The organism is Curtobacterium sp. B8 (assembly GCF_000333315.1).
Classification (GTDB): domain Bacteria; phylum Actinomycetota; class Actinomycetes; order Actinomycetales; family Microbacteriaceae; genus Curtobacterium; species Curtobacterium luteum.
In genome coordinates, this window is record NZ_BACW01000086.1 from 1 (window position 1) to 1,242 (window position 1,242).

General features: G+C 72.7%; 2 protein-coding genes. Both read left to right on the plus strand.

The genetic code is table 11. From position 1 onward, the window contains the following. On the plus strand, positions 1-1,057 hold a 1,057-nt coding region (locus tag I59_RS02390; RefSeq protein WP_031272514.1), incomplete at its 5' end, for a hypothetical protein. Next, the coding region (locus I59_RS02395; protein WP_031272515.1) for a hypothetical protein at positions 1,054-1,242 on the plus strand (189 nt) is incomplete at its 3' end. The genes I59_RS02390 and I59_RS02395, both read left to right, overlap by 4 nt.

Genomic DNA, 1,242 nt, shown 5'->3' on the forward strand with positions numbered 1-1,242 from the left:
GCGCGCCCTGCAGCACACGAACGCGCTGACCGACCGCATCTCGACCGACGACTTCTCGGCACACTACGACGACCCACCCGCGTGGATGGTCGGCCCGTTCCGCCGGGACCCGTCGCTCACCTTCACGGCACCCGGGTGGACCGACCCGACGGGCATCGGCTGGACCGCGTCCTCGGTCTTCAACCCCACCCTCGCGGTCGCGCCCGACGAGCGTGGCACGGTGGTCGCGGTGGACCCCGCGACCGGCCTGGAGGCACGACACGCCCTCCACCTCGTCTACCGGGCGTCCCCGGTGAAGGAGTCGACGTCGTCCCGGGTCGGGCACGCGGTCCTGACCGCGGACGGCTGGGTCGACGACGGCGCGCCGATCCTCTGGCCGACGGAGTCGAACGAGGGCCTCGGCGTCGAGGACCCGAAGCTCTACCGCGCCGAAGGGCGCTGGTGGTGCTACTACAACGCGATCTGGGACACGCGGGGCAGCGACCTCCGCGAGACGTACCCGGACGCGGGCGACGTCGGGTGCGACATCGCCCTGGCGGTCTCCGACGACCTCGTGCACTGGGAGAAGACCGGCATCGTCGTGCCGTACGAGGTCTCGCACCTGTGGGCGAAGGGCGCGGTGATCCCGCGGGACGACGCCGGCAACGCGGTCCGGATCGGCGGCGAGTACCTCATGTACGTGTCCGAGGGGTGCGGCGGGAAGCTCACCGTCGGGCACTCGGACGACATGCTGCACTGGACCTTCACGCACGAGGACTACCTCGACGTCAGCACCCTCGGGCAGCACGTGCACGAGGTCGCCTGCGCCGTGGTCGACGGCGACCGGCTCGTCCTCGACTTCTTCCTCGCCGACCACGACGGGGCGTTCGCAGCCGGGCAGGCGCTCTACGCGGTCGACGCCCCCTTCACGCAGCGCGACGTGCACGCCGGCGGGTCGCTCGCGTGGGGTGGGCTCCTGCGCTGGCCGACGCCGGACGGTCCACGGGTCTTCGCGCAGGGGTGGGACGCCCCGCGCGGCAGTCGCGAGCTGTACCTGTACCAGGAGGTGCCGGCATGACCAGGGTCGTGCCCGCGGCGGAGTTCCCGTACGTGCTCGAACGGGTCGGCCTCGTCATGGAGCCGCTGGCCGACGGGCCGCTCGAGGCCGAGGGCGTCCTCCACCCCGGGGAGCGGACGCGGCCCGGACGGGGAGCTTCTACCTCCTCCCACGGCTCGTGGCCGACGGCACGTCTCGCGGATCGG